Below are 24,780 nucleotides of genomic sequence, written 5' to 3' on the forward strand. Positions count from 1 at the left end.
CCCCTGCCGGGCCGCCTCCGGCGCACCCGGAGCGCGTTCCCCGTCGTCACCCTCATCCTGGAGTCCCGCGATGGCCACTCCCCTTTCCGACCCGTCCCTGTCCCCGCTGCGGACCGTCGCCGTCGTCGGCCTCGGCACGATGGGCACCGGCATCGCCGAGGTCCTCGCCCAGGCCGGCCGCACGGTCGTCGGCATCGACATCAGCGAGGCCCAGGCCGCGAAGTGCGTCGCCGCGCTGGAGGCCTCCACCGCCCGCGGCGTCGAACGCGGGCGGCTGACCGAGCAGGAGCGCGCCGGGATCCTCGGCCGCGTCAGCACCTCCGCCGACCTGCGTTCCGCGGCCGACGCCGACCTGGTCATCGAGGTGGCCCCGGAGTCGTACGAGATCAAGCAGCAGATCTTCCGGGAGCTCGACGGGATCGTGCGCCCGGAGACGATCCTTGCGACCGGCACCAACGCCCTGTCCGTGACCCGGCTGGCCGCGGACTCCTCCCGCCCCGAGCGGGTGCTGGGCCTGCACTTCTTCAACCCCGCACCGGCCATGAAGCTCGTCGAGGTCGTCTCCTCGGTGCTGACCGCGCCGGCGGCCGTCACGGCGGTCACCGATCTGGCGCTCGACCTGGGCAAGGAGCCCGTCGCGGTCGGCGACCGGCCCGGCTTCGTCGCGGACGGTCTGCTGTTCGGCTACCTCAACCAGGCGGCCGCGATGTACGAGGCGAAGTACGCCTCCCGCGAGGACATCGACGCCGCGATGCGGCTGGGCTGCGGGCTGCCCATGGGTCCGCTGGCCCTGCTCGACCTGATCGGCGTCGACACCGCGCGCACGGTCCTGGAGGCCATGTACGCCGCCTCCCGTGACCGGCTGCACGCCCCGGCCCCGATCCTCAAGCAGCTCAGCGAGGCGGGTCTGACGGGCCGCAAGGCGGGGCGCGGCTTCTACACGTACGAGGCGCCGGGCAGCGCGGTCGTCGTGCGGGACGCGCTGACCCCGCTGGAGGGCGGCGACCTGGTCCCCGGGCGGGAGGTCCGCTCGGTCGGTGTCGCCGGTTCGGGCACCATGGCCTCCGGTATCGCCGAGGTCTTCGCCAAGGCCGGGTACGAGGTGGTCCTCGCCGCCCGCACCGCGGAGAAGGCGCAGACCGCGAAGGCCCGGATCGGCAAGTCGCTGTCCCGCTCGGTGGACAAGGGCCGGATGACCGCCGAGGCGGCCGCCGAGACCCTGGACCGCATCACGGCCACGGGCACCTACGAGGACTTCGCCGGTGTCGACCTGGCCGTGGAGGCGGTCGCGGAGGACCTGGAGGTCAAGCGGCAGCTGTTCGCGGCGCTGGACAAGGTCTGCAAGCCCGGCGCGATCCTGGCCACCACGACCTCCTCACTGCCGGTCGTCGCCTGCGCCCGGGCCACCTCGCGCCCGCAGGACGTGATCGGGATGCACTTCTTCAACCCGGCACCGGCCATGAAGCTGGTCGAGGTCGTCCGCACGGTCCTGACCGCCGACGACGTGCACGCCACGGTCCGCGAGGTGTGCGCCCGGATCAGGAAGCACCCGGTCGACTGCGGTGACCGGGCCGGCTTCATCGTGAACGCGCTGCTCTTCCCGTACCTGAACAACGCGATCAAGATGGTCGAGGAGCACTATGCCTCGCTCGACGACATCGACGCGGCGATGAAGCTGGGCGGCGGCTACCCGATGGGCCCCTTCGAGCTGCTGGACGTGGTCGGGCTGGACGTCTCGCTCGCCATCGAGAAGGTCCTGCACCGCGAGTTCCGCGACCCGGGGCTCGCCCCGGCGCCGTTGCTGGAGCACCTGGTGGCCGCGGGCTGCCTCGGCCGCAAGACCGGCCGTGGCTTCCGCGAATATGCCAAGCGCTGAGCGTCCCGGCGACTGGTTCCGGTCCGGCGCGGAGTGGGGCGGCCTGCTCGGCCCGGACCGGTTCCACCCGGCCGGCCGGTCCGCCCCTCCCCCGCCCACGGGCACCGGGGAAGAACCGGGCCATGCGCGGCGAGCTGCGCACATGCAGTACGTTCAGGGCATGCCCCAGCCCGCCAAGTCCTCACGTACACCCGCTACGACCGACGCGCCGGAGAGTGCCGCCGGCTCGCGCGCAGCCGCCCAGCGGCTCAAGATGCGCCGGGAACTGGCGGCCGCAGCGATGGAGCTGTTCGCGAGCAAGGGGTACGAGGCGACCACCGTCGACGAGATCGCGGCCCAGGCCGGCGTCGCCCGCCGCACGTTCTTCCGCCACTTCCGCTCCAAGGAAGAGGCGATCTTCCCCGACCACGACGACACCCTGATCCGCGCCGAGGCGGTGCTCAACGCCGCGCCCGCGCACGAGCATCCGCTCGACACGGTGTGCCGCGGCATCAAGGAAGTCATGCGGATGTACGCGGCCCGGCCGGAGATCTCGGTCGCCCGCTACAAGCTGACGCGTGAGGTGCCCACGCTGCGCGAGGCGGAGATCGCGTCGGTGGCCCGCTACGAGCGCCTCTTCACTCGCTATCTCCTCGGCCACTTCGACGAGCGGGCGCACGCCGACGACGCCAACGACGATCCGCTGCTGGCGGAGGTCGCCGCGTCCGCGGTCGTCACGGCCCACAACCACGTGCTGCGGCGCTGGCTGCGTGCGGGCGGCCAGGGCGACGTGGAGGCGCAGCTGGACCACGCCTTCGCGATCGTGCGCAAGACGTTCGGCACGGGCATCGGCGCCGGGCGCTCCACGGAACCGCAGCCGGCCGTGGCCACCGCCTCGGCGCAGGGCGAGGTACTGGTGACCGTCGCCCGCACCGACGCCCCGCTGGACGAGGTCATGCGGACCATCGAGCAGGCGCTCAAGGAGCGCTGAGCCTCCCCGGCACTGTGACGACGGCCACCCTTCGGGGTGGCCGTTTTGGCATGTCAGAGGCCGTTTTGCAGGCCCTTGCCGAGCCCGTTCGATCGATCATCGCTCATTTGTTACGTAAAGATTTCATCTGAGGCCAAGTTCTGGCACTCAGTGCCTTGCGGGGTGACACGCGGTGTCATACGTTGAAGGAGTCCGGACGACGTCCCGGCAGGCCGAACCCGCCTGCACGCCCGGACGCCTGCGTCACAGGCAACCTCCCGCGCCACCAAGCGCTGCCGATCAGCACCACCGCCGAACCGACGGCACACCCTCAACCCTCAGCAGCACCGACGAACCCATCGGCGCCCCTCCCTCAGGGCGCTCACCGCCGGAGGCAACACCGTGACCGTTAAGGACATCCTGGCCGCGATCCAGTCGCCCGACTCCACGTCGGAGGACTTCGCCGCCCTCCCGCTCCCCGAGTCGTACCGCGCGATCACCGTGCACAAGGACGAGACGGAGATGTTCGCGGGCATGACGACCCGCGAGAAGGACCCGCGCAAGTCGATCCACCTGGACGAGGTGCCGCTGCCCGAGCTCGGCCCGGGCGAGGCCCTGGTGGCCGTCATGGCCTCGTCGGTGAACTACAACTCGGTGTGGACCTCGATCTTCGAGCCCCTGTCCACCTTCGGGTTCCTGGAGCGCTACGGCCGCACCAGCGAGCTGGCCAAGCGCCACGACCTGCCGTACCACATCATCGGCTCCGACCTCGCGGGCGTCGTGCTGCGCACCGGCCCGGGCGTCAACGCCTGGCGGCCCGGCGACGAGGTCGTCGCGCACTGCCTGTCCGTCGAGCTGGAGTCCAGCGACGGCCACAACGACACGATGCTCGACCCCGAGCAGCGCATCTGGGGCTTCGAGACCAACTTCGGCGGCCTCGCCGAGATCGCCCTGGTCAAGTCCAACCAGCTGATGCCGAAGCCCGACCACCTGTCGTGGGAGGAGGCCGCCGCCCCCGGTCTGGTCAACTCCACCGCCTACCGGCAGCTGGTCTCCCGCAACGGCGCCGGCATGAAGCAGGGCGACAACGTCCTGATCTGGGGTGCGAGCGGCGGACTCGGCTCCTACGCCACCCAGTTCGCGCTGGCCGGCGGCGCCAACCCGATCTGTGTCGTCTCCAGCGACCAGAAGGCGGACATCTGCCGCGCGATGGGCGCCGAGGCGATCATCGACCGCAACGCCGAGGGCTACAAGTTCTGGAAGGACGAAAACACCCAGGACCCCAAGGAGTGGAAGCGCTTCGGCAAGCGCATCCGCGAACTCACCGGCGGCGAGGACATCGACATCGTCTTCGAGCACCCCGGCCGTGAGACCTTCGGCGCGAGCGTCTTCGTCACGCGCAAGGGCGGCACCATCACCACCTGCGCCTCGACCTCGGGCTACATGCACGAGTACGACAACCGCTACCTGTGGATGTCGCTGAAGCGGATCATCGGTTCGCACTTCGCCAACTACCGCGAGGCCTGGGAGGCCAACCGGCTCATCGCGAAGGGCAAGATCCACCCCACCCTGTCGAAGGTGTACTCCCTGGAGGACACCGGCCAGGCCGCGTTCGACGTGCACCGCAACCTCCACCAGGGCAAGGTCGGCGTGCTCTGCATGTCCCCCGAGGAGGGCCTGGGCGTGCGCGACCAGGAGAAGCGCGCCCGGCACATCGACGCCATCAACCGCTTCCGGAACATCTGAGGAGCGCTGAATGACTGAGCGTCAGCCCGCCGAAGGCAAGCGGGAGAAGGACCGGCCGTGGCTCATGCGCACCTACGCCGGTCACTCCACGGCCGAGGCGTCCAACGAGCTGTACCGGCGCAACCTCGCCAAGGGCCAGACAGGTCTGTCGGTGGCGTTCGACCTGCCGACGCAGACCGGCTACGACTCCGACCACGTCCTCGCCCGCGGCGAGGTCGGCCGGGTCGGCGTGCCGATCGCGCACGTCGGTGACATGCGCCGGCTGTTCCAGGACATCCCCCTGGAACAGATGAACACCTCGATGACGATCAACGCCACCGCCATGTGGCTGCTGGCGCTCTACCAGGTCGTCGCCGAGGAGCAGGGCGCGGACATCACCAAGCTCCAGGGCACGACCCAGAACGACATCGTCAAGGAGTACCTGTCCCGCGGGACGCACGTCTTCCCGCCGGGGCCGAGCCTGCGCCTGACGACGGACATGATCGCGTACACGGTCTCCCACATCCCGAAGTGGAACCCGATCAACATCTGCAGCTACCACCTGCAGGAGGCGGGCGCCACGCCGGTCCAGGAGATCGCGTACGCGATGTCCACCGCGATCGCCGTCCTGGACGCCGTGCGCGACTCCGGCCAGGTGCCGCAGGAGCGCATGGGCGATGTCGTGGCACGCATCTCGTTCTTCGTGAACGCAGGCGTCCGCTTCATCGAGGAGATGTGCAAGATGCGGGCGTTCGGCCGCATCTGGGACCGCATCACCCGCGAGCGGTACGGCATCGAGAACCCCAAGCAGCGCCGCTTCCGCTACGGCGTCCAGGTCAACTCCCTGGGCTTGACGGAGGCGCAGCCGGAGAACAACGTCCAGCGGATCGTCCTGGAGATGCTGGCCGTCACGCTCTCCAAGGACGCCCGCGCGCGTGCCGTGCAGCTGCCCGCCTGGAACGAGGCCCTGGGTCTGCCCCGCCCCTGGGACCAGCAGTGGTCGCTGCGCATCCAGCAGGTGCTGGCGTACGAGAGCGACCTGCTGGAGTACGAGGACATCTTCGAGGGCTCGAAGGTGATCGAGGCGAAGGTGGAGCAGCTGGTCGAGGCCGCGTTCGCCGAGATCGAGCGCATCCAGGAGATGGGCGGCGCGATGGCGGCCGTCGAGTCCGGCTACCTCAAGTCGCAGCTGGTCGCCTCGCACGCCGAGCGCAGGGGCCGGATCGAGTCCGGCCAGGAGAAGATCATCGGTGTCAACGCCTTCGAGGGCACCGAGCCGAACCCGCTGACCGCCGACCTGGACACCGCGATCCAGACGGTGGACCCGGCGGTCGAGGCCCGGGTCGTCGCCGCGCTCGAGCAGTGGCGCGACAGCCGCTACCAGCCGCCCTTCAACCACCCGCGGCCCTGCAAGGCCCTGGAGCGGCTGAAGGAGGCCGCACGCGGCGACGAGAACCTCATGGAGGCCACCCTGGAGTGCGCCCGCGCCGGCGTGACGACCGGCGAGTGGGCCGGGGCGCTGCGCGAGGTGTTCGGCGAGTTCCGGGCGCCCACGGGTGTCTCCTCCGCGCCGGTGGCCGTGCCCGTCGAGGAGGGCAGCGCGCTCGACCTGGTCCGCCGCAAGGTGGATCTGACGGCCAAGGACCTGGGCGTGGGCAAGCTGCGCTTCCTGGTGGGCAAGCCGGGCCTGGACGGTCACTCCAACGGCGCCGAGCAGATCGCGGTCCGCGCGCGCGACGCCGGCTTCGAGGTGGTCTACCAGGGCATCCGGCTGACGCCCGAGCAGATCGTGGACGCGGCCCTCGCCGAGGACGTGCACGCGGTGGGCCTGTCCATCCTGTCCGGCTCCCACGCCCAGCTGGTGCCGGACGTCCTCGAACGGCTGCGTGTGGCCGGTGCCACAGATATACCCGTGATCGCCGGTGGCATCATCCCGAATGGTGACGCCGAGCAGCTCAGGGAAGCCGGAGTGGCCGCGGTCTTCACCCCGAAGGACTTCGACATCACCGGAATCATCGGCCGCATCGTCGACGAGATCCGGAAAGCGAACAAGCTCGACCCCCTGGAGGTCCCCGCATGACCACGGTCAACCGCCTTCGCCCCCGGCGTTCCTGCCTGGCGGTACCGGGCTCGAACCCGCGCTTCCTGGAGAAGGCCCAGGGACTCCCCGCGGACCAGGTCTTCCTCGACCTGGAGGACGCGTGCGCCCCGCTCGCCAAGCCCGAGGCGCGGCACACCATCGTCAAGTTCCTCAACGAGGGCGACTGGACCGGCAAGACGCGCGTGGTGCGGGTCAACGACTGGACGACCGAGTGGACCTACCGCGACGTCGTCACGGTCGTGGAGGGCGCCGGCCAGAACCTCGACTGCATCATGCTGCCGAAGGTCCAGGACGCGCAGCAGATCGTCGCCCTCGACCTGCTCCTGACGCAGATCGAGAAGACGATGGGCTTCGAGGTCGGCAAGATCGGCATCGAGGCGCAGATCGAGAACGCGCAGGGCCTGAACAACGTCAACGAGATCGCGACGGCGTCCCAGCGCGTCGAGACCATCATCTTCGGCCCGGCCGACTTCATGGCGTCCATCAACATGAAGTCGCTGGTCGTGGGCGAGCAGCCGCCCGGCTACCCGGCGGACGCCTACCACTACATCCTGATGAAGATCCTGATGGCCGCCCGCGCCAACAACCTCCAGGCGATCGACGGCCCCTACCTGCAGATCCGCAACATCGACGGATACCGTGAGGTCGCCCAGCGCGCCGCCGCGCTCGGCTTCGACGGCAAGTGGGTGCTGCACCCGGGCCAGGTCGAGGCGTCCAACGAGATCTTCTCGCCGTCGCAGGAGGACTACGACCACGCCGAGCTGATCCTGGACGCGTACGACTACTACACGTCCGAGGCCGGCGGCAAGAAGGGCTCGGCGATGCTCGGCGACGAGATGATCGACGAGGCCAGCCGCAAGATGGCCCTGGTCATCTCCGGCAAGGGCCGCGCCGCCGGTATGCAGCGCACCAGCAAGTTCGAGATTCCGGAGGGCTGAGCGCGATGCAGTTCGGGCGCACCTACGAGGAGTTCGAGGTCGGGGCGACGTACAAGCACTGGCCGGGCAAGACGGTCACGGAGTACGACGACCACCTGTTCTGTCTCCTCACCATGAACCACCACCCGCTCCACATGGACACGAACTATGCGGAGAAGACGACGGACTTCGGCAAGAACGTCGTCGTCGGGAACTACATCTACTCGCTGCTGCTCGGCATGTCCGTGCCGGACATCTCCGGAAAGGCCATCGCCAACCTGGAGATCGAGTCGCTCAAGCACGTGGCGCCGACCTTCCACGGCGACACCATCTACGGCCAGACGACCGTGCTCGACAAGTGGCCGTCGAAGTCGAAGAACGACCGCGGCATCGTGCACGTCGAGACCAAGGGCTACAAGCAGGACGGCACGCTGGTCTGTGTGTTCCGCCGCAAGGTGATGGTGCCGACCGAGACGTACATCAAGGAGCGCGGCGGCGAGCAGCCCGGCCGCCCCGAGCTCAAGGAGCAGGAGAAGTAGCCATGGCGCGACTCGCCCAGACCGCCGGTCTGACGGACGTCCAGCAGGAGATCCTGTCCACTGTCCGGGACTTCGTGGACAAGGAGATCATTCCGGTCGCGACCGAGCTGGAGCACCGCGACGAGTACCCCCAGCAGATCGTCGACGGGCTGAAGGAGTTGGGCCTGTTCGGCCTGATGATCCCCGAGGAGTACGGGGGCCTGGGCGAGTCGCTCCTGACCTACGCGCTGTGCGTGGAGGAGATCGCCCGCGGGTGGATGTCGGTGTCCGGCATCATCAACACCCACTTCATCGTGGCGTACATGCTCAAGCAGCACGGCACGCAGGAGCAGAAGGACCACTTCCTGCCGAGGATGGCGGCCGGCGACATCCGGGGCGCCTTCTCGATGTCGGAGCCGGGCCTCGGTTCGGATGTGTCGGCGATCACGTCGAAGGCGGTGAAGGACGGCGACGAGTACGTCCTGAACGGCCAGAAGATGTGGCTGACGAACGGCGGAACGTCGTCCCTGGTGGCCGTTCTGGTCAGAAGTGACGAAGGTCACCCCGAGGGCACGGCGCCCCACAAGTCGATGACCACCTTCCTGGTCGAGAAGGAGCCCGGCTTCGGCGAGGTGCGGCCGGGCCTCACGATCCCCGGCAAGATCGACAAGATGGGGTACAAGGGGGTCGACACCACCGAACTCATCATGGATGGCCTGCGGATTCCTGCGGATCGCGTGCTCGGCGGGGTCACCGGCCGTGGTTTCTATCAGATGATGGACGGGGTCGAGGTCGGCCGGGTGAACGTGGCGGCGCGTGGCTGTGGCGTCGCTCAGCGTGCGTTCGAACTGGGTGTCCAGTACGCGCAGCAGCGTCACACCTTCGGCAAGCCGATCGCCCAGCACCAGGCGATCCAGTTCAAGCTGGCCGAGATGGCTACCAAGGTCGAGGCCGCCCATGCGATGATGGTGAACGCAGCTCGCAAAAAGGACTCCGGGGAGCGAAACGACCTCGAAGCAGGGATGGCGAAGTACCTCGCCTCCGAATACTGCAAGGAGGTCGTCGAAGACGCCTTCCGGATCCACGGCGGCTACGGCTTCTCCAAGGAGTACGAGATCGAGCGCCTCTACCGCGAGGCCCCGATGCTGCTCATCGGTGAAGGTACCGCCGAGATCCAGAAAATGATCATCGGCAGGCGGCTGCTCGAAGAGTATCGGTTCCAGGGCTAGATGTCCGGATACGGGGTGTTTTCTTGGAGAAGAAGATCACACCCCGTCAGCACTCTTCTGCCGCCGACTCGGCTGCCTGGCTTACCCAGTTACGGCCCCGAGCCGCTACGATCGCCGGAAAGCCGCCGTCCCCCGTCAGAGTGCGGCATCATCCGCTACGAAGGTCATCCATGCCCCACAGCCAAACCTCTGCACCTCGCGACAGCCGGGCCGGCGTACGCCTCGCGCGCGGAGCATCGCCGTGGCTCCTTCCGACCGTCGCCACCGCAGCACTCAGCCTCGCCCGCGCGCGCCGCTCCGGCGCCGCCAAGGCCGTGGCCGTTCCCGCCACCGCGCTGGCGGCGGGGATGCTGTGGTTCTTCCGCGACCCCGAGCGCGAGATCACCCAGGGCCGGGTCATCTCGCCCGCCGACGGTGTGGTGCAGAGCATCATGCCGTGGAAGGACGGCCGCACGCGCGTCGCGATCTTCATGAGCCCGCTCAACGTCCACGTCAACCGCGCGCCGCTGGCCGGCACGGTGACGTCGGTCGAGCACATCCCCGGTGGCTTCGTTCCCGCCTTCAACAAGGAGAGCGAGAACAACGAGCGTGTCGTGTGGCACTTCGACACCGAGCTCGGCGACATCGAGATGATCCAGATCGCCGGCGCGGTCGCCCGCCGCATCGTCCCCTACGTGCCGCAGGGCACCAAGGTCGAGCAGGGCGAGCGGATCGGCCTGATCCGCTTCGGCTCGCGCGTGGACCTCTACCTGCCCGAGGGCGTGGAGGTCGCGGTCGAGGTCGGTCAGAAGACGGTGGCGGGGGTGACTCGCATTGACCGTGATTGATCCTGATACCAAGGCCGGCTGGGTCCCGGAGGCCGACGAGGTCGACGAAGAAGAGGAGATGCCTCTCTCTCTTCGCCTGTCGATAGCGGACACGCTGACGCTCGGCAACGCGACCTGCGGCTTCATGGCGGTGTACTTCACCACCACCGGCATCCTGATCCCGGACCTCATGGGCAGCCAGGAGTCCGGCATGGCGCGCAACAGCGCGGCCACGGCGGTCATCCTGATGCTGTGCGCGGCGGTCTTCGACCTGTTCGACGGCCTGGTGGCGCGCAAGCTGCGCTCCTCCCCCATGGGCGCCGAGCTGGACAACCTGTCCGACCTGATCAGCTTCGGCCTGGCGCCGGCGTACTTCGTCCTCGTCTACGGCATGGTGGCCGAGGGCGCGTACCAGCGGGTCGCGGCGGTCGGGGCGATCGTGGTGCTGCTGGCGGTGGTGCTGCGGCTTGCCCGGTTCTCGTGTGTCACGGTCAAGGACGGCACCTTCCAGGGCATGCCGTCACCGTTCGGCGCACTGACGGTCGTGTCCATCGTGCTGCTGGAGCTGCCCTTCGTGGCGACCCTGCTGGCGATCCTGGGGACGGCGTGGCTGATGGTGAGCCGCGTGGAGTACCCGAAGCCGCGGGGCCGGCTCGCCGTGGCGATGCTGTCATGGATCGTGCTGGGCATGGGTCTGATGGCCGCCTGGGCGTTCGACGCGCCGAGCGGCCAGCTGCTGCTCCAGACGGGTTGCGCGCTCCAGCTGGTCATGGGCGCGGTGATCCCGCTGTTCGCGACGGCTCGCCGGGTGAACAACTTCCGCGGCAACCGCCGGGAGGCGCGGGCGGCGCAGCTGCCGTAGCGACCGTACAGCCATGAAGAAGGCCCCGAGCTGAGAGCTCGGGGCCTTCTTCATGGCCGGCGCGACGGGGTGCCCCGGCGTGACGGCGACCGCCTGTCAGGTCAGGAAGTCCCGCGCGATCCGCTCCGCCACCCGCTCCAGGATCGGGCCGGCCTCCGCGATGCACTGCGCGACGTCCGGTTCGGCGTCCGTCAGCGGGTAGGCCCGGCGGAAACCGGCGCGGCCCAGTGTCTGGGGCGGCAGCGCCAGACGGCCGCAGACCGCCACGACGTCCTTGTCCGCGGCACGGGCCGCCGCGGCCACACCTGCCGGGGCCTTGCCGTGCAGGGTCTGTTCGTCGAGGGAGCCCTCGCCGGTGATGACCAGATCGGCGCGCTCCAGGGCGGGCGCGAAGCCCAGGACGTCGAGCATCACCTCGATGCCGGGACGGAACCGGGCCCCCAGCAGGAGGGCGCCGTAGCCGATGCCCCCCGCGGCGCCCGCACCCGGCGACGCCGCGTACTCGGCGGCCTTCGCGCCGGCCGGGCCCCGGAGCACCTCCGCGAAGTGCCCGAGGGCGGCGTCGAGGGTCGCCACGTCCTCGGGTGAGGCGCCCTTCTGCGGACCGTAGACCGCGGGCGCGCCCTTCGGGCCGGTCAGCGGGTTGTCGACGTCGCTCGCGAGGACCAGTTCGACCTCGGCAAGGCGCGGGTCGAGCCCGGACAGGTCGGCGGTCGCCAGCTCGGCGAGTCCGCCGCCGCCCGGGGGCACCGGCTTCCCGTCGGCGTCCAGGAACCGGGCGCCCAGCGCGGACAGCATCCCGGCGCCGCCGTCGGTGGTGGCGCTGCCGCCGACCCCGAAGACGATCGTGCGGGCACCTGCGTCCAGCGCGGCCTTCAGCAGCTCGCCGGAGCCGTACGTGGACGCCGTGAGCGGGGCGAAGACCCCGGCGGGCAGCCGCTGCAGCCCGCTCGCCTCGGCCATCTCCACGACGGCGGTGCCCTCCCGCAGTGCGAAGGAGGCCGTCACCTCGTCGCCGAGGGGTCCGGCGACCCGTAGCTCCCGGCGCTCGAATCCCGCCGCCACGGCCGCGGCCACGGTCCCGTCGCCGCCGTCGGCCACGGGCAGCGCCTCGACCTCGAGGTCCGGCAGGACATGGCGCAACCCGGCCGTCACCCGCTCGGCGACCTCCACGGCCGTCAGCGAGCCCTTGAACTTGTCCGCGGCGACGAGCACCCGCTGTGCCTTCCGGGTGCCGCTCACTGCAGCGTCCGCCACTTGCACTCCCCTTGCTCTCCGGGCCCTCACAGACGTCAGGGCCAGTCGCGCCGCTGCGACCTTAACCGCAGGAGCCGTCCGCCGTCAGCCCGTGCCCATCTCATGGACCAGGGGCTTCGCCCTCAGGGGCGCGGGGAACTGCGCGACCGGCCACGCCGAAGCCGCGGCCCCGCACGCACCGCGGCCCCCACGCGCGAAACGGGTAGACCTTCACCATGACCCCCGCGCACTCCGACACAGACCTCGGCAACCGCATCCTCGGCGGCTGGACCGGCCGCATCGCGGGAAACATGCTCGGCAAGCCGGTCGAACAGGGCGAGGTGTGGACCCGCGACCGCATCGACCGCTACCTCAGGCAGGCCGCGGCCCTGCCGCTCACCGACTACCTGCCCGAGCCGATCAGCGAGCACGACGGGTTCGCGCTGCGCCCCGAGTGGCGCCAGTGCGTCCGCGGCCGCATCCACGGCAGCTGCCGTGACGACGACGTCGACTACGCGATCCTCGGCCTCGATCTGCTGGAGACCCACGGCTTCGGCTTCACCACCGAGCAGGTCGGCGACCTGTGGCTGCTGCGGCTGCCGTACCTGCAGACGTTCACCGCCGAGCGGGCCGCCTACCGCAACCTCGCCGGCGGGCTGAAGCCTCCGCTGACGGCGACGTACGACAACCCGTACCAGGAGTGGATCGGCGCCCTCATCCGGGCCGACGTCTTCGGCTGGACCTGTCCGGGCGCTCCGCGCCGCGCCGCCCTGCTCGCCCGGCGGGACGCGGTGCTGTCGCACACCGGCAACGGGGTCTACGGGGCGATGTGGGCGGCGGCGCTGATCGCGGCGGCGTTCACCGCGCCCACCGTGCGGCACGCCGTCGACGAGGCCCTGGCGGTGATCCCGGCGAGCAGCCGGCTCGCCCGGGCGGTGCGCCGGGTGGTCGCTCTGCACGACACCCGGATGTCCTGGGAGGACACGCTCACCACACTCGCCGAGGAGACCGTCGGCATGGGCTGGATCCACACCGTCCCGAACGCCGCCGTGCTCACCGCCGGCCTGCTCTACGGGGACGGCGACTTCACCCGGACCATCACCCTGACCGTGCGCGGCGGTCTGGACACCGACTCCAACGGCGCGACCGCGGGATCGGTGGCCGGCGTGTTCGGCGGGGCCGCGGCCATCCCGGACCAGTGGAAGGCACCGCTTGAGGACACGGTCCGCAGCGCGGTGTTCGGCTTCGACGGGGTGCGGATCAGCGAGCTGGCGGAACGGACGCTGCGGCTGGCGGAGCCGGAGGCCTGACCGGGTCGAACCGGCCATTCCCGGGCACGTGCGGCGGCCGGCCCGGTCTTCCGCTTCAAGCCCGGGCCTCAAGACCGCTCGGTATCGCCCACTGCCTCGGAGCTCAGCAGGCCGTTCCGCTTGAAACGCTTCCATCCGGCTGATTCCGGCCACTCGCCCGCGAGCCGCCGATATCGATCAAACCCGATCGTAAAGTGATCCAGCCATCGGGTCATCTGATCGTTTACAGTCAGTCGACCCGCGCCCCCGCACCCTCGCGCCCCCGCGCCTGACAGAAAGCGTCTGCTTGTCATGTCCCGCCTCAGGACTGCTGTCCGCGCCGCCGCCTCCGTGTCCGTTCTGACCGCCGCCGTCCTCACCGCCCCCCAGGCCGTCGCCGCCGAGCAGCCCGGGCCCGCCGCAGCGGCGGCCAACGTGTGCGGCACCGGATACACCCTGCGCAAGGCTGTCCCGCTGCCCCTCGGCACCGACCCCCGCGAGCGTCTGGCCACCCTCTTCGCCTACGAGAACGGCGGCAAGGGCTGCGTCATCCTCGACAACAACGTCGGCCGGTCCCGGTACATGCTCGTACAGGTCTGCAAGGTCGGCGGCACCTCGTGCGACAAGAACTCGGGCAACTTCAGCGAGTACGCCGGCCCGGTGTACGTCTCCGGCTTCGCCTGCGCCCCGGTGACCGCCAAGATGGGCACTTCCTCCAGCAGCCTCTCCGTCAACTACAAGTCCGACTACGTCTTCCCCTGCGGCTGAGCCCGCGTCCGGTGGTTACCCTGCACCGATGACCACCTCTCCTGATTACGCCGCCTACATCGCCTCTCTGCCCCGTGTCCTGGCCGGCGCCGCCGTGCTCTTCCGGGACGGTGAGGGACGCGTGCTGCTCGTCGAGCCCAACTACCGGGAGGGCTGGGCGCTGCCCGGCGGCACCGTCGAGTCCGACGACGGCGAGACCCCGCGGCAGGGCGCACGGCGCGAGACTGCCGAGGAGATCGGCCTCGACCGGGATCTCGGCCGGCTGCTGGCCGTGGACTGGGTGCACGGCAGGGGCCGTCCGCCGCTGGTGGCCTACCTGTACGACGGCGGGGTGCTGAGCGAGGACGAGTTGAAGGCGATCCGCCTCCAGGAGGAGGAGCTGCTGTCCTGGCGGCTGGTCCGGCGCGAGGAGCTGACCGACCATCTGCCGGGCGCCCTCGGCGGGCGGGTCCTGGCCGCCCTCGACGTCCTGGCGGACGGCTCGGGGACGGCGGAGCTGGAGGACGGCCGGCGGGTGCACTGAGGCCTCCGGCCGCTCACCCCCCCCCGGCGTCCGTCCGATATCCGCTCGCAGCCGCCCTGCGGCCCCGCATACCCTCGGCGACATGGCCAAACCCCTCGTCGCCCTGCTCACCGGTGCCGGCATCAGCACGGATTCCGGCATCCCGGACTACCGCGGGCCGAACGGGCTGTGGCGTCGGGATCCCGACGCCGAGAAGCTCGTCACGTACGAGTACTACATGGGCGACACGGAGATCCGCCGCCGGTCCTGGCTGATGCGGCGCGAGAGCGGGGCGCTGCGGGCCGAGCCCAACGCCGCGCACCGGGCGGTGGCGGAACTGGAACGGTCCGGGGTGCCGGTGCGGGTGATCACGCAGAACGTGGACGGGCTGCACCAGCTCGCCGGGATGCCCGCCCGCAAGGTGCTCGAACTGCACGGGTCGGCCCGCAGTGTCGTCTGCACCGGCTGCCACGCGCGAGGCCCGATGACGGACGCGCTCGCCCGGGTCGACGCCGGTGAGGCCGATCCGCCGTGCCGGGAGTGCGGCGGGATCCTGAAGCCGGCGACGGTGATGTTCGGCGAGCGGCTCGACCCCGTCGTCCTAGGTGAGGCGGCCGCCATCAGCAAGGCGTGCCAGGTCTTCGTCGCCGTGGGCACGAGCCTTCAGGTCCAGCCCGCCGCCGGCCTCGCCGGTGTCGCCGCCGACCACGGCGCCCGCCTCGTCATCGTCAACGCCGAGCCGACCCCCTACGACGACCGTGCCGACGAGATTGTCCGCGATCCCATCGGCACGGCCCTGCCGGAGCTGCTGCGTCGCCTCGGGGACACCGCCTGAAGCCTCGGATCTCCGCTAGAACAGCGCCGCCCCGCGTTCGAAGTCCAGCAGGCGCTGCTTGCGGTCCAGGCCGCCGCCGTACCCCGTCAGGCTGCCGTTCGCGCCGATGACGCGGTGGCAGGGGACGATGATTCCGATGGGGTTGCGGCCGTTGGCGAGGCCGACCGCGCGGGAGGCGGCGGGGGTGCCGAGGGCGTCGGCCAGCCGGCCGTAGGTGCGGGTCTCGCCGTAGGGGATGCGGCGCAGTTCGTCCCAGACGCGGCGCTGGAACGGGGTGCCGTTCAGGCGCAGGGGGACGGTGAACTCCTTGAGCTCGCCCGCGAAGTACGCCTTCAGCTGCTCCTCGGCCTCCGCGAAGAGGGTGTCGTCGCGGGTGCCGAAGGACTCCTCCGGCGGGCGGTGCCGTTGGTCCGTCATGTACAGGCCGCACAGGACACCGTCGTCGGCGACGAGGGTGAGGGGGCCGTACGGGCTGCCGGTCACGGTGTGCTGCTTCATCCAAGGTCCCTATACCGGAAGGAAGTTGATGGGGTGGCTGTCGGTCGCCCAGAGGTACTGGACCGCGTAGGCCCGCCAGGGCCGCCAGGCCGCCGCGCGGGCCGTGAGGGCGGCGGGGGTCGACGGCAGGCCCAGTTCGCGGGCGGCGCGGCGGATGCCGAGGTCGGTGGGGAGGAAGGCGTCGGGGTCACCGAGGGCGCGCATGGCGATGACGTCCACCGTCCAGGGGCCGAAGCCGGGCAGGGCGAGGAGTTCGGCGCGGGTGCGCGGCCAGTCGCTCTCGACGCCGAGGCGGAGGTCGCCGTCGGCGAGCCGGCGGACCAGAGTGGTGAAGGTCGTGCGGCGGGTGCGGGGCATCGCCAGCGTATCGGGGTCGAGCGCGGCGAGGGATTCGGGGGCGGGGAAGAGGTGGGTGAGTCCGCCCTCGGGGTCCTCGACGGGTTCGCCGTGGGCGGTGACCAGGCGGGCGGCGTGGGTGCGGGCGGCGGCGGTGGAGACCTGCTGCCCGAGCACGGCCCGGACGGCGAACTCGGCCTCGTCGACCGTGCGGGGTACGCGCCGTCCGGGCGCCTTGTCGACGAGGGGCGCGAGGGCCGGGTCGGAGCGGAGCTGGTCGTCGATCGCGACGGGGTCGGCGTCCAGGTCGAGCAGACGGCGGCAGCGGCTGATGGCGACGGTCAGATCGCGCGGGTCGCTGAGGGTGAGGCGGCAGGCGATGTGGTCCGGGTTCGGGGTGAGGGCCACGATGCCGTGGCCGTAGGGCAGGCGCAGGGTGCGGCGGTAGGAGCCGTCGCGCCACTCCTCCACGCCGGGTACGGCCGTCGCGGCCAGGTGGCCGAAGAGGTTGTCCGGGTTGAGCGGGGTGCGGAACGGCAGCCGCAGGGACAGGGCGCCGGGGGTGCTCGCGCCCTGCCGCTTCGGGGCGCGGGCGCGCAGCTCGCTCGGCGCAAGGGCGAAGACCTCGCGGACCGTGTCGTTGAAGGTGCGGATCGAGGCGAAGCCGGCGGCGAAGGCGATCTGCGCCATGGGCAGGGCCGTCGTCTCGATGAGCAGCCGGGCCGTCTGGGCGCGCTGGGCGCGGGCGAGCGCGAGGGGCCCCGCGCCCAGCTCGGCGAGGAGCTGGCGTTCGACCTGCCGGGTGCTGTAGCCGAGGCGGCCGGCCAGGCCGGGTACGCCCTCACGGTCCACGACTCCGTCGGCGATCAGCCGCATGGCGCGGGCGACGAGGTCTGCGCGCTGGTTCCATTCCGGGGAGCCGGGGCTGGTGTCGGGCCGGCAGCGCTTGCAGGCCCGGAACCCGGCCTGCTGACAGGCCGCCGCGCTGGGGTGGAAGACCATGTTCTCCGGCTTGGGCGGCACCACCGGGCAACTGGGACGGCAGTAGATGCCGGTGGTCAGGACGGCCGTGAAGAACCAGCCGTCGAACCGCGCGTCCTTCGACTGCACGGCGCGCACGCAGCGCTCGGTGTCGGTGTGCATCCCCATCTGCATGCGTCCAGCATCCGGCACCGGGCGGCGCGGGGCTGGCGAGAATCCGACATCGACGTGGCGGCGCGGAACCGCCCCACCGGGAAAGATGAAGATTCATTCATGTGTTCGTGCGGGGCCGGTACGATGACGTCATGGGTCATGGAGCCGTCACCCCCGCGCAGGGGACCGCCGAGCGCGTACGCCTGGACGCGGACAACGTCGCGAAGGTCGCCACCACGCTCCAGGCCCTGTCCACGCCCTCCCGGCTGATGATCCTTGCGCGGTTGCGCGAAGGGCCGCTGCCGGCCACTGAGTTGGCCGCCGAGGTGGGCATGGAGCAGTCGGCCTGTTCGCACCAGTTGCGGCTGCTGCGCAATCTGGGCCTGGTCGTGGGCGAGCGGCGGGGCCGTTCGGTGGTCTACGCGCTGCACGACCACCATGTCGCGGAGCTGCTCGACCAGGCCGTGTACCACGTGGAGCATCTGCGGCTCGGCATCAGCGACGCCGCCGACTGAGGGCGGCGCCGCTGTCCCACCCCGGCGCTATTCGGTGGCTGTCGGCCGGCGCGAGGCCCCCATCGCCTCGCTCACGCGCGTCAGCGGACGCAGCCGGTAGGAGTACGCGTAGTCGCGGTTCGCGAGCAGCTTGAACTCGTCGTGCGTGTGCGCGCCCCAGCTGTTGTCGCCGCCCACACCCATCTGGCGGTGGTTGATCCGCAGCACCACCGCGTCCCGGGGCGTGAGCTGGTAGTCGTGGCGCGCCCCGACCGAGAGGTCCTCGGGCGTGAAGTGCGAGGCGTTGAGCTCCACCAGCGGCTCACCGCTCACGAGCAGGCCGCGCCCCCGGCCGTCGGTCAGCGCGGCCCAGCGGACGTCGGTCTTGTTGCCGTTCTCCTGGGGGCGCAGGTAGGAGGTCCACTGCCCGGAGACGGTGCCGGAGTACAGGCCGACGTCGGTGGCGTTGTTGCGGTCCCACATGTTCTCCTCGGGACCCCGGCCGTAGTAGTGCAGCCGGTCCAGGCCCCGCGGCAGGAACAGCAGCGTGCCGACCTCCGGGATGTAGGGCAGGCTCGCCGCGCCCGGGTGCAGGGTGTTGTCGACCTTGATCTCGCCGTTGCCGAAGACCGTGTAGGTCGTGCTGTACGTGGACTCCGTGCCGGTGGGCAGCGTTCCGGTGACGATGACCTCGACGGCCCGGTCGTCCAGGGGCCGCACCCGTACGTCGGACACCTTCCGCTGGGCTCCGGCGTCGCGCCAGATCTGGTTGCGGGTGTGCTGGCCGTTGCCGCGGTCGTTGTCGGTGGGGGCCCGCCAGAAGTTCGGGACGGGTCCGGAGGTGAGGAGACGGGTGCCGCCGGCCTCGTAGGAGGTGATGGCTCCGGTGCCCTTGTCGACGGTGACGGCGAAGCCCTTGCCCTGGACGGTGAGGGTCTTGTCCCCGTCGGTGTGGCTCAGGGCGGGGACGCTCCGCAGGGGCGCGTGCTTCACGGCCGGACTGCCCGCGTCGAGGGCGAGTTGCTGCTTGGCCACCTCGAAGCCGGCCTTCGCCCACGGGGTGGCCTCCCTGGTGGTGAAGGAGAGCTGGAGGAAGTACTCCGCGCCGGGTCCGGGCCTGGCCGGGAGCCGCACCGGGACCTTGATGTCCTTGCTGCTCAGCGGCGCCACGTTCAGCTGGTCCCGGGTCAGCCGGCCGCGCTGGACGACCTCGCCGTCGGCGACGAGAGCCCAACGGCCGTCGAACACGCGGAGGTTGGTGAACAAATACTCGTTGGTTAGGGTGACGGCGCCGGGACCGCCGGAGGCCGACGTGGCATTGACGGCCTGGTAGATCTGCTTGACCTCGGCGGCATTGCCGGTGAGGCCGCGGTCGGCGGTGACGATGCCGTCGCCGGAGAAGGCGCCGTCGTTGGGGTTGTCGCCCCAGTCACCGCCGTAGGCGTAGAACGTCCGGTCGCGCGGGCGCTTCTCGGTGAGGCCGGCCGTGGCCGCGTCGAACCAGAAGCGCACGCCCTCGTCGTCGGGCTTGCGGGCGTCCGAGACCAGTTCGGCGGAGCTCAGCGCCCGGGCATACACGCGGGCCCGGCGGATGGTGCCGCTGAACTCCCGGGTCGGGTTGTCGACGTCGGTGGCGAGCGACAGGGACGCGGTGTTGTTCGCGGGGCGCCGGGTGGTGGTCCTGGTGCCGCGGACCTGGCCGTCGACGTGGAGGGTGAGCGTGCCCGCGTCCGCGTCGAAGACTCCGGCGACGTGGTGCTCCTCGCCGGTCCAGCCGTCGGGCAGCGCCCAGCTCGCGGTGACCCACTGGCCACCGCCGTGGATGAAGAACTCCAGGGTCTTGTCCGTCTGCTTGAGGGCGTACTGGGTGTCGCCCTTGGCGATGATCGGCTGGTGGAAGCCGGCCACGCGCGGGGTGACCCAGGCCTCCAGCGTGAGGGAGCCCGTGAGGTCCAGGCCGGTGTCGCGGGGGAAGACGGTGCCCCCCAGGACGCCCTTCTCCCGGTCGAAGGCGCCCGCGGGTGCGACGATCTCGCCGCGCAGCGCGCCCGGGCCGGACTCGGTCAGCAGCGTGCGCGACGGGGTGGGCCAGCGCAGGGCCTGGTCGACGAAGTCCCAGATCCAGCCGCCCTGGAGGACGTCGTGACGGCGGACGATGTCCCAGTACTTCTTGAAGTTGCCGCTGGAGTTCCCCATCGCGTGGGAGTACTCGATCATCACGTAGGGCCGGGTGTCGTTCGTGTCCTTGGCGCGCTGCTCGACCCGCTGCGGGCTGTCGTACATCTCGGAGCGGATGTCGCTGATGCCCGGGCGGTCGTCGCCCTCGTACTGGATGACGCGGCTGGGGTCGTAGGAGCGGATCCAGTCGTGCATGGCGGTGAAGGTCGTGCCGCCGCCGGCCTCGTTGCCGAGCGACCAGATGACCACCGAGGCATGGTTCTTGTCCCGGTGGACCATGTTCTGTGCGCGGACCACGCACGCCTCGGTCCACTCGGGGTGGCCGCTGCCGGGGAACTCGTCGCGGATGCCGTGGGTCTCCAGGTTGGTCTCGTCGACGAGGTACAGGCCGTACTCGTCGGCGAGTTCGAGCCACAGCGGCTGGTTGGGGTAGTGCGAGGTGCGGACGCTGTTGATGTTGAGGCGCTTGATGATCCGGATGTCCTCGACCATCTGCGCGCGGGTGAGCGCCGAGCCGGTGACGGGGTGCATCTCGTGCCGGTTGGTGCCGCGGAAGGAGACCGGCTCGCCGTTGATGCGCATCAGGCCGTCCTTCAGCGCGAACTCGCGGAAGCCGACCCGGTGCGAGAGGGTCTCGACCACCTTGCCGGCCGGGTCGCGCAGGCGGAGCACGGCGGTGTAGAGGTTCGGGTGCTCGGCCGACCACAGTCCGGGCGAGGGGACGGCCCGGGACGCCTCGGCGGTCGCCTCCTCGCCGCCGGGCACGTCGACGGACCCGTTCAGGGGGCGGGACCAGACGGCGTGGCCGCGCGCGTCGTAGAGCTGGGTCTCGACGGTGTAGCGCCCCGCGCCCTCGCCGCCGTAGTCGCGGACGTGCGCGGCGACCTTGAGCTCGGCGGAGGTGTAGTCGTCGGCCAGCGGGGTGTCCAGGCGGAAGTCGCGCAGGTGCACGCTGGGTGTGGAGAACAGGTGGACCGAGCGGAAGATGCCGCTCAGCCGGATCATGTCCTGGTCCTCCAGCCACTCCGCGTCGGAGTAGCGGTACACCTCGACGGCGATCTGGTTGGTGCCCGGCTTGAGGTGCGCGGTGATGTCGTACTCGGCGGAGGTGTAGGAGTCCTCGTGGTAGCCGACCAGTTCCCCGTTGATCCACACGTAGTGGGCGGATTTGACGCCCTCGAAGTGCAGGAAGGTGCGCCGGCCCTGCCAGTGGCGGGGCACGGTGAACGTGCGGCGGTACTGGCCGACGGGGTTGTACCGGGTCGGGGCGGCGGGCGGCTGGGCGTCCTCGCCGCCGCCGTTGGGGCCCCACCAGGGGTAGGTGATGTTGACGTAGATCGGGACGTCGTAACCGTGCAGCTGCCAGGCCGCGGGCACGGGAATGGTGTCCCAGCCGGAGTCGTCGACGTCGGTGCCGTGGAAGTCCTTGTCCCGGTCGTCGGGGCGGTCCGCGTAGGCGAACTTCCAGGTGCCGTCGAGGCTCAGCCGGTAGGGCGAGCGCTCGCGGTCGCCCTTCAGGGCCTGTCCGAGGTCCGCGTAGGGCATCAGGGTGGTGTGCGGCGGCTCGGTCCCCACCCGGTACACGTTCAGGCCGTCGTTCCACTCCGGGGGGCCGCCGGCCGCCGGGCGCCGGCCGGCCGCGTGCGACGCGGTGGGCGATGCCGAGAGGGCGAGCGCGCCGAGCACGGCGGCGCCCCCTTCCAGCAGACGACGGCGGCTGACGACGGGCCGTTCGGCGGGGTACGGGTGCGGGGGGTGCGGCATGAGCGTGGCCTTCCTCGGTTCGACAGGTGCGGTGCTGCACGGACTGAGGGCACGTCAGATGCGATTCTCAACTGGGCACCCGGGTGGGGGTTTCTGTTGGGTCGCGTGGCAACTGACGGTGAGGGGGCAACTGCTGAGCAGGCACACCCTAGGACCCGCACACAAGCGAAGCAATGACCGCGTCGGACTTTGTGCGGTCCTGATGGTTCAGGCCATGAGGAAGGCGAGCAGCTCACTCGTCAGCGGGGCGGGCGGCCCCCCGCGGACGCCGACGGGCAGGTCGATCGTCGGGGAGAGCGGCTGGATCTCGTCGGTGTGGCGCTGGTCGACCAGGGCGAGCTTCCGGTGGCGGGCACCGTGCAGCAGGCGGGCACGCAGGGCCCCACCGAAGTCGTGCGCGATCACCCACGGCTCCCGCAGGCCCCGGTGCGCCGGCAGCTCGGTGCGGATCCGGCCCGGGCTCACGACCGGCTCTCCGCCGGGCTCGCCGAGCCGGTCTCAGCGCGCCGTCCCCGACGGGGTGGCCAGGCTCTCCCGCAGCCCCAGGTCCGCCACGACGCCGCTCCCTCCCAGTGCGGTGGTGACCCGCGCCTTTTTGTCATTTCGACGCGACAGTGCCGCTGCTCCGACCGTAATGTGACCTCAACGGACAGCCCGCACAACGGATCATGGCGGTACCTTTGCCGCGCCGGAAGGAGCGGCCCGCATGAACGGCTACGCGACCTCGGACCGCGACGCCGTCACGGCCGCGCCCGGCGGGCTGCTGGACCTGCTGAAGGTCGCGGCCGTGGTCCTGGACGCGGGCGGGCACATCGCGCTGTGGAGCCCCGAGATCGAGCAGCTGCTCGGCTGGACCGCCGAGGAGGCCCTGCGGCAGCGGGCCGACACCCTCTTGGTCGCCCCCGAGAACCGCCCTCGGGGCAGGGAGCTGTTCGCCCAGGTCAGCACGGGCGCCCGGTGGGCCGGTGTCTTCCCGCTGCGGCACCGCGACGGCACGGAGCGGGCCGTGGAGTTCCGTACGATGCGCCTGCTCGACCCGGAGGGGCAGCCGCACCTGCTGGGACTGGCCACGGACGCGACGACCGTACGGCAGGTGGAGCGCGACCTCGCGCTCTCCCACAGCCTCGTCAACCAGACCCCGCTCGGCATCGCCGTCTTCGACAACGACCTGCGCTGGGTCGGGGTCAACCCCGCGCTGGAGCGGATCAACGGCATGCCCGAGGAGGCCGTGCTGGGGCGCCGGGTCGGGGAGGTGCTGCCGGACCTGGACGTGGCGGCCATCGAGGCCCGGATGCGGCACGTCCTGGAGACCGGCAGGCCCCTGATCGACCAGCAGACCGTCGGGCGTACGGCGGCGGACACCTCGGAGCGCGCCTACTCGGAGTCGTACCACCGCATCGAGGGCACCGACGGCCGGGTCCTCGGGCTCGCGATGGCCGTGCTGGACGTCACCGAGCGCCAGCAGGCCGCGGCCGAGGTCGCGCAGGCACGCCAGCACCTGTCGGTGATCGCCGACGCGGGGATGAAAATCGGCACCACGCTGGACCTCCAGCAGACCGCCCGGGAGCTGGCCGACGTGGTCGTGCCGCATCTGGCGGACCTGGCCGCCGTGGACGTCCTGGAGTCGGTCGTGTCCCGGGGCACCATCACACCCGTGTCGGGCGGCGCCCCGGCCGAGTTCCGGGCGCTGGCCGTGGCGGCCGGCTACCCCACCGACGCCATTCACGCCGCCGACCCGGTGGGCGAGCTCGCCACGTACGGCTCGTCGCGGGTCATCACGCAGTGCGTGCGCAGCGCCCGTCCGGTCCTGATCGAGCGGGTCGACAGCCGGATGCTGCGGCGCCTCGCCCGGGACGCGCGGGCCGCCCAGGCCCTGCACGAGGCCGGGGCCCACTCGTACCTGGCGCTGCCGCTGATGGCCCGGGGCAAGGTGCTGGGCACGCTCTCGCTGTACCGCACGGTCAACGAGCGCCCCTTCGACGACCGGGACCAGGTGCTCGCCTCGGAACTGGCCGCGCGCGCCGCGATCTGCATCGACAACGCCCGCCTCTACGGCCGTGAACGCGGCACCGCCCTGACCCTGCAGCGCAGCTTGCTGCCGAGCACGCCCGCCGAGCGGGAGGGGCTGGACATCGCCGCCCGGTACCGCCCGGCCCTCAGCGAGGTCGGCGGCGACTGGTACGACGTGCTGCCGCTGGGCCCGGGACGCACCGGGCTGGTCGTCGGGGACGTCATGGGCAAGGGCGTCCAGGCCGCGGCGATCATGGGGCAGCTGAGCACGGCGACACGGGCGCTGGCCCGGCTGGACCTGCCGCCCGCCGAGCTGCTGCGGCACCTCGACGACATCGCCGGCTCGCTCGGGGACGCGATCGCCACGTGCGTGTACGCGGTGTGCGACCTGGGGCGCGGCACCTGCGAGCTGTCCAGCGCCGGGCATCTGCCGCCGGTGCTCGCCGGGGCGGACGGCAGCGCGGAGCTCGTGGACGTGCCGGGGGGTGTGCCGCTCGGGGTCGGCGGCGTGGAGTTCGGGACGGTGGTGGTGGACCTCGCCCCGGGGTCCCTGCTCGCCCTGTACACGGACGGTCTGGTCGAGAACCGCGGGGAGCCGATCGACACCGGCCTCGGCACGCTGACCCGGCTGCTCCAGCACGCGGGGCCCAGCCTGCAGCGCGCGAGCGACAGTCTGCTCAGCGCGCTGAGTCCCGAGCCGGACGACGACGTGGCCCTGCTGCTGGTCCGCACGCGGGCCTGAGCCGGGAGGAG

Annotated in this window: 19 protein-coding genes and 1 pseudogene; 15 read left to right on the forward strand and 5 right to left on the reverse strand. The window is 71.1% G+C overall.

Translation table 11 applies throughout. The features are described from left to right. Positions 1–70: 70 nt before the first annotated feature. From ACFZDI_RS34780 to pssA, 9 genes are all read left to right on the forward strand, one after another. Positions 71–1,876, forward strand: coding sequence for a 3-hydroxyacyl-CoA dehydrogenase family protein (locus tag ACFZDI_RS34780; protein WP_234846304.1), 1,806 nt, complete (start codon positions 71–73; stop codon positions 1,874–1,876). 142 nt (positions 1,877–2,018) lie between these two features. Then, a complete protein-coding gene (locus ACFZDI_RS34785) occupies positions 2,019–2,846 on the forward strand; it encodes a TetR family transcriptional regulator (protein ID WP_391256332.1) in 828 nt (275 codons plus the stop codon). 381 nt (positions 2,847–3,227) lie between these two features. Then, positions 3,228–4,571, forward strand: coding sequence for a crotonyl-CoA carboxylase/reductase (gene ccrA / locus ACFZDI_RS34790; RefSeq protein WP_391256336.1), 1,344 nt, complete (start codon positions 3,228–3,230; stop codon positions 4,569–4,571). A 10-nt stretch (positions 4,572–4,581) separates the two neighbouring features. Next, positions 4,582–6,630, forward strand: coding sequence for a protein meaA (locus tag ACFZDI_RS34795; protein ID WP_234846301.1), 2,049 nt, complete (start codon positions 4,582–4,584; stop codon positions 6,628–6,630). After that, positions 6,627–7,589, forward strand: a complete 963-nt coding sequence (locus tag ACFZDI_RS34800; protein WP_234846300.1) for a CoA ester lyase — start codon at positions 6,627–6,629, stop codon at positions 7,587–7,589. The genes ACFZDI_RS34795 and ACFZDI_RS34800 overlap by 4 nt, the downstream gene beginning before the upstream one ends. A gap of 5 nt (positions 7,590–7,594) precedes the next feature. Then, a complete protein-coding gene (locus ACFZDI_RS34805) occupies positions 7,595–8,107 on the forward strand; it encodes a MaoC family dehydratase (RefSeq protein ID WP_016431745.1) in 513 nt (170 codons plus the stop codon). A gap of 2 nt (positions 8,108–8,109) precedes the next feature. Further along, positions 8,110–9,315 carry an acyl-CoA dehydrogenase family protein gene (locus tag ACFZDI_RS34810; protein WP_103783615.1) on the forward strand — a complete coding sequence of 402 codons (1,206 nt, stop codon included), beginning with the start codon at positions 8,110–8,112 and terminating at the stop codon, positions 9,313–9,315. Between the two features lie 170 nt (positions 9,316–9,485). Next, complete coding sequence (locus ACFZDI_RS34815; RefSeq protein ID WP_003994082.1) at positions 9,486–10,142, forward strand: phosphatidylserine decarboxylase; 657 nt, start codon at positions 9,486–9,488, stop codon at positions 10,140–10,142. 58 nt (positions 10,143–10,200) lie between these two features. Then, positions 10,201–10,983, forward strand: a complete 783-nt coding sequence (gene pssA, locus ACFZDI_RS34820; RefSeq protein ID WP_097223278.1) for a CDP-diacylglycerol--serine O-phosphatidyltransferase — start codon at positions 10,201–10,203, stop codon at positions 10,981–10,983. Between the two features lie 96 nt (positions 10,984–11,079). Here the strand turns inward: pssA and ACFZDI_RS34825 are convergent, their stop codons facing one another. Continuing rightward, a complete protein-coding gene (locus tag ACFZDI_RS34825) occupies positions 11,080–12,198 on the reverse strand; it encodes a glycerate kinase (RefSeq protein ID WP_391256421.1) in 1,119 nt (372 codons plus the stop codon). A 257-nt stretch (positions 12,199–12,455) separates the two neighbouring features. On the opposite strand from ACFZDI_RS34825, the gene ACFZDI_RS34830 reads away from it, so the two are divergent. From ACFZDI_RS34830 to ACFZDI_RS34845, 4 genes are all read left to right on the forward strand, one after another. Then, on the forward strand, positions 12,456–13,529 hold the full coding sequence (locus ACFZDI_RS34830; RefSeq protein ID WP_361110464.1) for an ADP-ribosylglycohydrolase family protein: 1,074 nt from the start codon (positions 12,456–12,458) through the stop codon (positions 13,527–13,529). Positions 13,530–13,820: 291 nt separating this feature from the next. Then, on the forward strand, positions 13,821–14,276 hold the full coding sequence (locus tag ACFZDI_RS34835) for a hypothetical protein (RefSeq protein WP_391256344.1): 456 nt from the start codon (positions 13,821–13,823) through the stop codon (positions 14,274–14,276). Positions 14,277–14,304: 28 nt separating this feature from the next. Further along, complete coding sequence (locus ACFZDI_RS34840; RefSeq protein WP_391256345.1) at positions 14,305–14,799, forward strand: NUDIX domain-containing protein; 495 nt, start codon at positions 14,305–14,307, stop codon at positions 14,797–14,799. Positions 14,800–14,881: 82 nt separating this feature from the next. Beyond that, positions 14,882–15,613, forward strand: coding sequence for a Sir2 family NAD-dependent protein deacetylase (locus ACFZDI_RS34845; protein WP_234846296.1), 732 nt, complete (start codon positions 14,882–14,884; stop codon positions 15,611–15,613). Between the two features lie 15 nt (positions 15,614–15,628). On the opposite strand, the gene ACFZDI_RS34850 is transcribed toward ACFZDI_RS34845, so the two are convergent. Together ACFZDI_RS34850 and ACFZDI_RS34855 are read right to left on the reverse strand one after the other, a co-directional pair. Next, positions 15,629–16,111 (reverse strand): methylated-DNA--[protein]-cysteine S-methyltransferase, encoded by a 483-nt coding sequence (locus ACFZDI_RS34850; protein ID WP_391256348.1) that lies wholly within the window; start codon positions 16,109–16,111, stop codon positions 15,629–15,631. A gap of 9 nt (positions 16,112–16,120) precedes the next feature. Further along, complete coding sequence (locus ACFZDI_RS34855) at positions 16,121–17,590, reverse strand: AlkA N-terminal domain-containing protein (protein ID WP_391256424.1); 1,470 nt, start codon at positions 17,588–17,590, stop codon at positions 16,121–16,123. Positions 17,591–17,733: 143 nt separating this feature from the next. Between ACFZDI_RS34855 and ACFZDI_RS34860 the strand changes: the two genes are divergently transcribed. Next, positions 17,734–18,096, forward strand: coding sequence for a metalloregulator ArsR/SmtB family transcription factor (locus ACFZDI_RS34860; RefSeq protein ID WP_234846294.1), 363 nt, complete (start codon positions 17,734–17,736; stop codon positions 18,094–18,096). Between the two features lie 27 nt (positions 18,097–18,123). On the opposite strand, the gene ACFZDI_RS34865 is transcribed toward ACFZDI_RS34860, so the two are convergent. Together ACFZDI_RS34865 and ACFZDI_RS34870 are read right to left on the reverse strand one after the other, a co-directional pair. Then, positions 18,124–22,017 (reverse strand): glycoside hydrolase family 2 TIM barrel-domain containing protein, encoded by a 3,894-nt coding sequence (locus ACFZDI_RS34865; RefSeq protein ID WP_391256351.1) that lies wholly within the window; start codon positions 22,015–22,017, stop codon positions 18,124–18,126. A 324-nt stretch (positions 22,018–22,341) separates the two neighbouring features. Beyond that, positions 22,342–22,473 (reverse strand): annotated as a pseudogene (locus ACFZDI_RS34870) (alpha/beta hydrolase); the annotation flags it as partial. Positions 22,474–22,723: 250 nt separating this feature from the next. On the opposite strand from ACFZDI_RS34870, the gene ACFZDI_RS34875 reads away from it, so the two are divergent. Beyond that, entirely contained in the window at positions 22,724–24,769 is a 2,046-nt protein-coding gene (locus tag ACFZDI_RS34875) for a SpoIIE family protein phosphatase (RefSeq protein WP_391256354.1), read from the forward strand. Positions 24,770–24,780: the final 11 nt, after the last annotated feature.

Origin of the sequence: Streptomyces sp. NPDC007907 (assembly GCF_042959365.1) — a bacterium.
Lineage (GTDB): Bacteria > Actinomycetota > Actinomycetes > Streptomycetales > Streptomycetaceae > Streptomyces > Streptomyces indiaensis.

What these genes read in the sequence shown, in the direction of transcription:
- ACFZDI_RS34780 (WP_234846304.1), top strand. Translation starts at nt 71, where the DNA reads ATGGCCACTCCCCTTTCCGACCCGTCCCTGTCCCCGCTGCGGACCGTC.
- ACFZDI_RS34785 (WP_391256332.1), top strand. Translation starts at nt 2,019, where the DNA reads ATGCAGTACGTTCAGGGCATGCCCCAGCCCGCCAAGTCCTCACGTACA.
- ACFZDI_RS34795 (WP_234846301.1), top strand. Translation starts at nt 4,582, where the DNA reads ATGACTGAGCGTCAGCCCGCCGAAGGCAAGCGGGAGAAGGACCGGCCG.
- ACFZDI_RS34800 (WP_234846300.1), top strand. Translation starts at nt 6,627, where the DNA reads ATGACCACGGTCAACCGCCTTCGCCCCCGGCGTTCCTGCCTGGCGGTA.
- ACFZDI_RS34805 (WP_016431745.1), top strand. Translation starts at nt 7,595, where the DNA reads ATGCAGTTCGGGCGCACCTACGAGGAGTTCGAGGTCGGGGCGACGTAC.
- ACFZDI_RS34810 (WP_103783615.1), top strand. Translation starts at nt 8,110, where the DNA reads ATGGCGCGACTCGCCCAGACCGCCGGTCTGACGGACGTCCAGCAGGAG.
- ACFZDI_RS34815 (WP_003994082.1), top strand. Translation starts at nt 9,486, where the DNA reads ATGCCCCACAGCCAAACCTCTGCACCTCGCGACAGCCGGGCCGGCGTA.
- pssA (WP_097223278.1), top strand. Translation starts at nt 10,201, where the DNA reads ATGCCTCTCTCTCTTCGCCTGTCGATAGCGGACACGCTGACGCTCGGC.
- ACFZDI_RS34830 (WP_361110464.1), top strand. Translation starts at nt 12,456, where the DNA reads ATGACCCCCGCGCACTCCGACACAGACCTCGGCAACCGCATCCTCGGC.
- ACFZDI_RS34835 (WP_391256344.1), top strand. Translation starts at nt 13,821, where the DNA reads ATGTCCCGCCTCAGGACTGCTGTCCGCGCCGCCGCCTCCGTGTCCGTT.
- ACFZDI_RS34840 (WP_391256345.1), top strand. Translation starts at nt 14,305, where the DNA reads ATGACCACCTCTCCTGATTACGCCGCCTACATCGCCTCTCTGCCCCGT.
- ACFZDI_RS34845 (WP_234846296.1), top strand. Translation starts at nt 14,882, where the DNA reads ATGGCCAAACCCCTCGTCGCCCTGCTCACCGGTGCCGGCATCAGCACG.
- ACFZDI_RS34850 (WP_391256348.1), bottom strand. Translation starts at nt 16,111, where the DNA reads ATGAAGCAGCACACCGTGACCGGCAGCCCGTACGGCCCCCTCACCCTC.
- ACFZDI_RS34855 (WP_391256424.1), bottom strand. Translation starts at nt 17,590, where the DNA reads ATGCACACCGACACCGAGCGCTGCGTGCGCGCCGTGCAGTCGAAGGAC.
- ACFZDI_RS34860 (WP_234846294.1), top strand. Translation starts at nt 17,734, where the DNA reads ATGGGTCATGGAGCCGTCACCCCCGCGCAGGGGACCGCCGAGCGCGTA.
- ACFZDI_RS34865 (WP_391256351.1), bottom strand. Translation starts at nt 22,017, where the DNA reads ATGCCGCACCCCCCGCACCCGTACCCCGCCGAACGGCCCGTCGTCAGC.
- ACFZDI_RS34875 (WP_391256354.1), top strand. Translation starts at nt 22,724, where the DNA reads ATGAACGGCTACGCGACCTCGGACCGCGACGCCGTCACGGCCGCGCCC.